General features: G+C 59.3%; 6 protein-coding genes and 1 pseudogene. 3 read left to right on the top strand and 4 right to left on the bottom strand.

Annotation, left to right across the window (positions count from 1 at the left end; all coding sequences use genetic code 11):
• From intI1 to B347_RS0123410, 3 genes are all read left to right on the top strand, one after another.
• The coding region (gene intI1 / locus B347_RS0123420; RefSeq protein ID WP_019412126.1) for a class 1 integron integrase IntI1 at positions 1-757 on the top strand (757 nt) is incomplete at its 5' end.
• A gap of 374 nt (positions 758-1,131) precedes the next feature.
• Complete coding sequence (locus B347_RS0123415) at positions 1,132-1,692, top strand: recombinase family protein (protein ID WP_003090771.1); 561 nt, start codon at positions 1,132-1,134, stop codon at positions 1,690-1,692.
• Between the two features lie 3 nt (positions 1,693-1,695).
• Entirely contained in the window at positions 1,696-4,662 is a 2,967-nt protein-coding gene (locus tag B347_RS0123410; RefSeq protein ID WP_003090772.1) for a Tn3 family transposase, read from the top strand.
• Between the two features lie 24 nt (positions 4,663-4,686).
• Here B347_RS0123410 and B347_RS26485 read toward each other — a convergent pair.
• The 4 genes and pseudogenes from B347_RS26485 to B347_RS0123390 all read right to left on the bottom strand — a co-directional run.
• Positions 4,687-4,860 (bottom strand): annotated as a pseudogene (locus B347_RS26485) (alkene reductase); the annotation flags it as partial.
• 293 nt (positions 4,861-5,153) lie between these two features.
• Positions 5,154-6,347 carry a hypothetical protein gene (locus B347_RS0123405; protein WP_141232298.1) on the bottom strand — a complete coding sequence of 398 codons (1,194 nt, stop codon included), beginning with the start codon at positions 6,345-6,347 and terminating at the stop codon, positions 5,154-5,156.
• A gap of 347 nt (positions 6,348-6,694) precedes the next feature.
• Positions 6,695-7,009 (bottom strand): ribbon-helix-helix domain-containing protein, encoded by a 315-nt coding sequence (locus B347_RS0123395; RefSeq protein WP_019412122.1) that lies wholly within the window; start codon positions 7,007-7,009, stop codon positions 6,695-6,697.
• Positions 7,009-7,650, bottom strand: coding sequence for an AAA family ATPase (locus B347_RS0123390; protein ID WP_019412121.1), 642 nt, complete (start codon positions 7,648-7,650; stop codon positions 7,009-7,011). The genes B347_RS0123395 and B347_RS0123390 overlap by 1 nt, the downstream gene beginning before the upstream one ends.
• Positions 7,651-8,205 lie beyond the last annotated feature (555 nt).

The following is an 8,205-nucleotide window of genomic DNA, read 5'->3' as shown; positions in this document are numbered from 1 at the left end:
GCTGTTCTTCTACGGCAAGGTGCTGTGCACGGATCTGCCCTGGCTTCAGGAGATCGGAAGACCTCGGCCGTCGCGGCGCTTGCCGGTGGTGCTGACCCCGGATGAAGTGGTTCGCATCCTCGGTTTTCTGGAAGGCGAGCATCGTTTGTTCGCCCAGCTTCTGTATGGAACGGGCATGCGGATCAGTGAGGGTTTGCAACTGCGGGTCAAGGATCTGGATTTCGATCACGGCACGATCATCGTGCGGGAGGGCAAGGGCTCCAAGGATCGGGCCTTGATGTTACCCGAGAGCTTGGCACCCAGCCTGCGCGAGCAGCTGTCGCGTGCACGGGCATGGTGGCTGAAGGACCAGGCCGAGGGCCGCAGCGGCGTTGCGCTTCCCGACGCCCTTGAGCGGAAGTATCCGCGCGCCGGGCATTCCTGGCCGTGGTTCTGGGTTTTTGCGCAGCACACGCATTCGACCGATCCACGGAGCGGTGTCGTGCGTCGCCATCACATGTATGACCAGACCTTTCAGCGCGCCTTCAAACGTGCCGTAGAACAAGCAGGCATCACGAAGCCCGCCACACCGCACACCCTCCGCCACTCGTTCGCGACGGCCTTGCTCCGCAGCGGTTACGACATTCGAACCGTGCAGGATCTGCTCGGCCATTCCGACGTCTCTACGACGATGATTTACACGCATGTGCTGAAAGTTGGCGGTGCCGGAGTGCGCTCACCGCTTGATGCGCTGCCGCCCCTCACTAGTGAGAGGTAGGGCAGCGCAAGTCAATCCTGGCGGATTCACTACCCCTGCGCGAAGGCCATCGGTGCCGCATCGAACGGCCGGTTGCGGAAAGTCCTCCCTGCGTCCGCTGATGGCCGGCAGCAGCCCGTCGTTGCCTGATGGATCCAACCCCTCCGCTGCTATAGTGCAGTCGGCTTCTGACGTTCAGTGCAGCCGTCTTCTGAAAACGACAAACTGGATGTCAGGCAAGGCGCATCACGCCGTCAGAATAGAGTCCGCTTTCACATTCTTTGACACATGCTTGCCAAGGTCATAGATTTCAGCCTGACAAATTCAAGGCTTCGGGCGCAATGGAACCAAAAACCAACGCAAGCCCTGCCGCCCATCCAGCCCATGGAGGCATCTTGCAGGGACAACGCATCGGTTACGTCCGGGTCAGCAGCTTCGACCAGAACCCGGAACGCCAACTTGAACAGGTCGAGGTCGGCAAGCTGTTCACCGACAAAGCCTCGGGCAAGGACACCCAGCGTCCCCAGCTGGAGGCCATGCTCGGTTTCGTTCGCGAAGGCGACACCGTGGTGGTGCACAGCATGGATCGCCTGGCACGAAACCTCGATGATTTGCGCCGCCTGGTGCAGAAGCTGACCCAGCGCGGTGTGCGCATCGAGTTCTTGAAGGAAGGCCTGGTGTTCACCGGCGAGGACTCGCCGATGGCCAACCTGATGCTGTCGGTCATGGGGGCCTTTGCCGAGTTTGAGCGCGCCCTGATTCGCGAGCGGCAGCGCGAGGGCATCGCCCTGGCCAAGCAGCGCGGTGCCTACCGGGGCCGCAAGAAAGCCCTCTCCGACGAGCAAGCCATCACGCTGCGGCAGCGGGCCGCTGCGGGCGAGCCGAAGGCGCAGCTCGCCCGCGAGTTCGGCATCAGCCGAGAAACCCTCTATCAGTACCTTCGCAAGGACGACTGAACCATGCCGCGTCGCTCGATTCTCTCGGCTACGGAGCGCGACACCTTGCTTGCGTTGCCGGAAAGCCAGGATGACCTGATCCGCTACTACACCTTCAACGACTCCGACCTGTCGCTGATCCGCCAGCGGCGCGGCGACGCCAACCGCCTGGGCTTCGCGGTGCAGCTCAGCCTGCTGCGCTACCCCGGCTATGCGTTGGGCACCGACAGCGAGCCGCCCGAGCCGGTCATCCAGTGGGTGGCCAAGCAAGTTCAGGCCGACCCGGCGAGTTGGTTGAAGTACGGCGAACGCGACGTGACTCGCCGCGAGCACGCCCAGGAACTGCGCACCTACCTACAACTGGCCCCGTTCGGCCTGTCCGACTTCCGCGCCCTGGTGCGCGAGCTGACCGAGTTGGCCCAGCAGACCGACAAGGGCTTACTGCTGGCCGGTCAGGCCCTGGAGAGCCTGCGACAGAAGCGGCGCATTCTGCCGGCGTTGAGCGTAATTGATCGAGCTTGTTCGGAGGCCATTGCGCGGGCCAATCGCCGAGTCTACCGCGCCCTGGTCGAACCACTCACGGACTCGCATCGGGCCAAGCTGGACGAGCTGTTGAAGCTCAAGGCCGGCAGCAGCATCACCTGGTTGACCTGGCTGCGACAGGCACCGCTGAAACCGAACTCCCGCCACATGCTCGAACACATCGAGCGGCTGAAGACATTTCAGCTGGTGGACTTGCCCGAAGGCCTGGGCCGACACATCCACCAGAACCGCCTGCTCAAGCTGGCCCGCGAGGGTGGGCAGATGACGCCCAAAGACCTCGGCAAGTTCGAGCCGCAGCGACGCTACGCGACCCTGGCCGCCGTGGTGCTGGAGAGCACCGCGACGGTGATTGATGAGTTGGTCGATCTGCACGACCGTATCCTGGTCAAGCTGTTCAGCAGCGCGAAGCACAAGCATCAGCAGCAGTTCCAGAAGCAGGGCAAGGCGATCAACGACAAGGTGCGCCTGTACTCGAAGATCGGCCAGGCTCTGCTGGAAGCCAAGGAAAGCGGTAGCGATCCCTATGCCGCCATTGAGGCGGTGATTCCCTGGGACGAGTTCACCGAGAGCGTCAGCGAGGCCGAGCTGCTGGCCCGGCCGGAAGGCTTCGACCATCTGCACCTGGTCGGCGAGAACTTCGCCACTCTGCGCCGTTACACGCCGGCCTTGCTGGAGGTGCTGGAACTGCGCGCTGCCCCGGCTGCGCAAGGCGTGCTGGCAGCCGTGCAGACCCTGAGCGAGATGAACGCCTACAACCTGCGCAAGGTGCCGGCCGATGCGCCCACCGCCTTCATCAAGCCGCGCTGGAAGCCGCTAGTGATAACCCCGGAAGGCCTCGACCGGCGCTTCTACGAAATCTGCGCCCTGTCCGAGCTGAAGAACGCGCTGCGCTCCGGTGACATCTGGGTCAAGGGCTCGCGGCAGTTCCGCGACTTCGACGACTACCTGCTGCCGGCAGAGAGGTTCGCCGCGCTCAAGCATGCGCAGGCTCTGCCCCTGGCGATCAACCCGAACAGCAACCAGTACCTGGAAGAGCGCTTGCAGCTGCTGGACGAGCAGCTGGCCACCGTCACCCGCCTGGCCAAGGACAACGAGCTGCCCGATGCCATCCTCACCGAGTCCGGGCTGAAGATCACCCCGCTGGATTCCGCGGTGCCCAATACCGCGCAGGCGCTGATCGACCAGACCAGCCATTTGCTGCCGCGCATCAAGATCACCGAACTGCTGATGGACGTGGACGACTGGACGGGCTTCAGCCGCCACTTCACACACCTGAAGGACGGTGCCGAGGCCAAAGACCGGACATTGCTGCTGTCAGCGATCCTGGGCGATGCAATCAACCTCGGGCTGACCAAGATGGCCGAGTCGAGCCCCGGCCTGACCTACGCCAAGCTGTCCTGGCTGCAAGCCTGGCACATCCGAGACGAAACCTACTCGGCGGCCCTGGCCGAGCTGGTCAACCACCAGTACCGTCATACCTTCGCCGCTCACTGGGGCGACGGCACGACCTCTTCTTCCGATGGCCAGCGCTTCCGGGCGGGTGGTCGAGGCGAAAGCACCGGCCACGTCAACCCGAAGTACGGCAGCGAGCCGGGGCGGCTGTTCTACACCCACATCTCCGACCAGTACGCACCGTTCAGCACCCGCGTGGTGAATGTCGGCGTGCGCGACTCTACCTATGTGCTCGACGGTCTGCTGTACCACGAGTCCGACTTGCGGATCGAGGAGCACTACACTGACACGGCTGGCTTCACCGATCATGTCTTCGCCCTGATGCACCTGCTGGGCTTCCGCTTCGCACCGCGCATCCGCGACCTCGGAGAAACCAAGCTGTATGTTCCGAATAGCGTCCAGGACTACCCGACATTGCGCCCAATGGTTGGCGGCACCCTGAACATCAAGCACGTCCGCGCCCATTGGGACGACATCCTGCGCCTGGCCAGCTCGATCAAGCAGGGCACGGTCACCGCCTCGCTGATGCTGCGCAAGCTCGGCAGCTATCCGCGCCAGAACGGCCTGGCCGTGGCCCTGCGCGAGCTGGGCCGGATCGAGCGCACGCTTTTCATCCTCGATTGGTTGCAAAGCGTCGAGCTGCGCCGGCGCGTGCATGCTGGACTGAACAAGGGCGAAGCCCGCAACTCCCTGGCCAGGGCGGTGTTCTTCAACCGCCTCGGCGAGATCAGGGATCGGAGCTTCGAGCAGCAGCGCTACCGGGCCAGTGGCCTCAACCTGGTGACGGCCGCCATCGTGTTGTGGAACACGGTGTACTTGGAGCGCGCCACCCAGGCGATGGGCGATGCGGGGAAGTCGGTGGATGGTGAGCTGCTGCAATACCTGTCGCCGCTGGGGTGGGAGCACATCAATCTGACCGGCGATTATGTCTGGCGGCAGAGCCGCAGGCTGGAGGACGGGAAGTTTCGGCCGCTAAGGCTGCCCGGAAAACCTTAGCGTACGATTTTTTCCGTTTTCTCTATTCGCCCCTACTGGCGCGGCACCATTAGGCTGCAGCGAGATGTGCGATACCCGGCCGACGTGCCAGAGCTGGGCGAAAATGATGCTGCCAGCGGCATGTACGGCATCGGTGACGTTGCGCCAACCTTCGATTTGTTCTTGGCTATGAATGCCTGGTGTCCAGGCATAACCTTGCACGTCTTTTGGGGGTGCATCGAGCCACGCTATACCGTGCGTTGCCTCAATAGATAATTAGCGCAATGTCCCAGCAAAGCCCACCCAGTGGACTTTTTGCGACTGCTGGACGCCAGTGGGTGCGGAGCTGGTCTACTCAGTAGTGCAATCGACTTCTGAAAATGACAGGATGCCTGGGAAGAAGGTACTGAACGACGCTGGTAGGGCTTAAGTGCACTTTCTGTTCCGTTGCTCCCCAAATCCCGATAGTGGTGGAGCGACGGGCCAGTGAGACCCGCCGCAAAGGGCGTTGCTTAAACGATGCCGGTATAGAGGCGCACGTCTTCCTCCGCGCGCTCGGTATCGGGAACAAGCATCCACAATTGACCATTTACATCACGCAAATCGTCCCAGTTCTTGGTCGCAACCAGCCGGCGTCCATGGTCGATAAGTTGCTTGGCCTGCGCTTGATCGTTCATGGTCGGCCGTATCTCTTCCAGATGCTGGAACATACCAACTAGGAAGTCGGGCTGGCGAGCTAGGATTTGGAAGTGAAGGCGCTGCAATTCGCTCGTCGCAGCGTCAATACGCTCTGGGTTGGTTGAGTGGATATGCAACTCCTCTCGCGCCAGGATTTCCTTCAGCTGATGCCGCTCGCGATCGTTGCCCGACTCTTGAACCATGGAGGCCGTATCGGACTTGACCTGGAGATAGTTTGCTTTTGCAGCATCGATCCGCTTGGATGCTGTCAGCTCAAAAATCCCTTGAGCAATCTTGCACTTCTTGTCTTCGAGCTTGAAGCGATCGTCGGTCACGTCATCGCTAGAAAGCGATGCGCTCTCAACGATAAGCGACTGGAGTTCGTCATTCAGTTTCTCCAACTTAGCTGCGCCATCATGGTTGTGGTTCGCCTGAGCGTCCTCAATCTCTGTCTGGATCTTCGTTTCGAGCTGAAGCACCTCGGTGGCCAACAAGCGGGTATCGACGTGGCGGGCCTGGCCCTTGAAGACCTGAGAGAACTCCTGTCCCGTACCGTTCAGGTAGGCGGACACCGTCAAATCTCGTGACTCCGACATTTCGAAGGTCAGATCCACCTCTGTGTCGCGAAGAAGGTCACGGCTAATTTGCTCACCGGTGATAGCCAATATTCCAATCGGCTTATTGGTCGATGAATGTTTTTCGGATGGTCCTTCAACGACCATGATGGTGATGGCGTCACGAGAGCCTTTGACGATGGTCTTGGCGATCTCAACGGTGCGCTTCCCTTTGGTAGGTAGTACGCAGTTCTTAGCAAAAACAAGGTCGAGTCGTGTGTCCTTGGTAGAACGATCGTCCTTAACTAGGCAAATGTCTTCAGGAAACATCTGACCGGCTACGCTGTAGCGCCCCTGTGCAATCTGGATCGAATCAAAGCCAACATCGATGGGGCTTTGTCGTTGGTTTCCTTGAGAGCTTCTAGGGCAGCCTCTTTCCTGCCTAGGGAAATATTGTTGAGTGCCAGAAGCCACCAGCCATCAGCATTGTCGGTATCCTGGACCGTGGCTGCTTTGGCAGAAATTACTGCTTCCTCGTACCGCTCGCGTCTACGTTGATCTCTAGCCTTTTCTATTAGCTCTCCTACGTCCATATCCGTATTTTGGATCCAGTTTTGGCAGTGGTGAAACTGCCATGATTCTGGCAGTTGAGTTTGCGAGGGCTCATCTGACACCGGGGTGTGGATACCCTTGCCGGTTGATTGTCACTCAATAATTGGAGCACCTAAAGTTGCATGGTTGCAATCTCGCACTTAGGGAGGATAGGCATATGAAGCTTATGTAACTTGCCGAAGTGATTCTGCTTATGCGGCTTGCATAAGCTATTTTTGCTGAACGTCCTTCAAGAGCTTGGACACCTCTTCGTCGCCTTGCGCAGCAAGGAATGCGACAGCCGCTCGAATCACATCAGATTTAGTAGCACGAAAGCCATGCGGAACCAGGCTGAGACGGTCGATCTCTTTGTCAAGCTCGTCGGTCAGGGAAAAGGTGACTCGTTTATAGACTTTCGACAGTGCTGGCTTAGCGGCCACTACCCCGTTCTTGCCATCGATCTTTGCGGCGTTGATGAACTCGTCTGCCGCTGGTGATGTTGCCGCTAGGTTCGCTGTTCCTTTACGCAAATTACCAACACCCATTACTTATCCCCCCAGAGCTCTTTTGCGATCATTTCGATTTCCTCAACAGCTCGTAAGTCGGTTCCAACCTCAAGTACAGAGGAGCCATTTTCGTCGGCATCGTCATAAACGTTACGTGCTGTCGTGAATACCTGGAGAGGTTCAAGACCATAGCTTGTGCAAGCTTCTTTCGAATCTAGGATCCGCTGGATCTGGCTCGGTAGGGCCGGGGCCTGAGTTACGATCGCACGGGCCACCAGCTCAGGATTTACACTTTTGGCCAGCGTAATCAACTCCTCCACATGTGCAAGGGTCTTCAGATCGCGCCGCTTAGGCCGAAACGGAAGAAGTGCATGTGTGGCGACAGTAAGTGCGGAACGCAAGGCTACTGAGTCAGCACCGCCGGCATCCACGACGATTGCCTCATACCGCTTAGCTCGATCGAGGAGCGTCTTCCGAATGTCGCCATGGGCTGACTCAACCTGTAGATCCTGCAGATTTGGGTTCTGTTCTCGCTCACGAGCCCAATCAACTGACGTTCCCTGTGGGTCGGCATCCAGCAACAACACATCATTCCCTTTCCGTTGCAACCATACGGCTAGATTCTGTGCGATGCAGCTTTTCCCGCTGCCACCTTTCTCGCCACCGAGCACCAGGATCATTTGTGCAACCCTCATCAGTTATTGAAGTTACTGCGCTTATGTAAGCCACACAGAGAATTTATGCAAGGCGAGCAACTTATGCAAGTTAAATAACCTATGTAATCTCGCCGCATATTGCGCCTATGCATTGAAAATGGGAAGCGGTCGGACCTTGTGAGATGGCTCGCACTGATGCGCTATGACCCTCGATCACACTTGGTTCATCTTTCGATCAATCTCTGAAGGTTCGAAGACAGGGCCGCGACGCCTTAGGAGTGACAAATCTTTCAGGGGGCTTTGCCGTCCAGAGCTGTCTCTTTTTTATGGGGCGGTTGATTTTTGCTCTCAGCGTAGAGCTGTCAAGCTGCCGCGCCCCCGGCTCGTCGGGACAGTTCTATCGTCCCGTCGAACGGAGGCACGGGCGAAGCGTACGGCTTGATAGATCGTAGCGACCCAAGTCTCAGCGACAGGAGGTTGGGACAGCTTTTCGTCCCAGCCTCCCGAGCACTCGGCGACCCGAGGCTCCCCTCGCTTGCGAGGGGCGGGGGGGGGAGGTTTTTGAATACGGGGGCAGGG

Origin of the sequence: Pseudomonas psychrophila HA-4 (genome assembly GCF_000282975.1) — a bacterium.
Classification (GTDB): domain Bacteria; phylum Pseudomonadota; class Gammaproteobacteria; order Pseudomonadales; family Pseudomonadaceae; genus Aquipseudomonas; species Aquipseudomonas psychrophila_A.
Note: the sequence above shows the minus strand (reverse complement) of the source record. Positions and strands in the feature narration are given on the sequence as shown.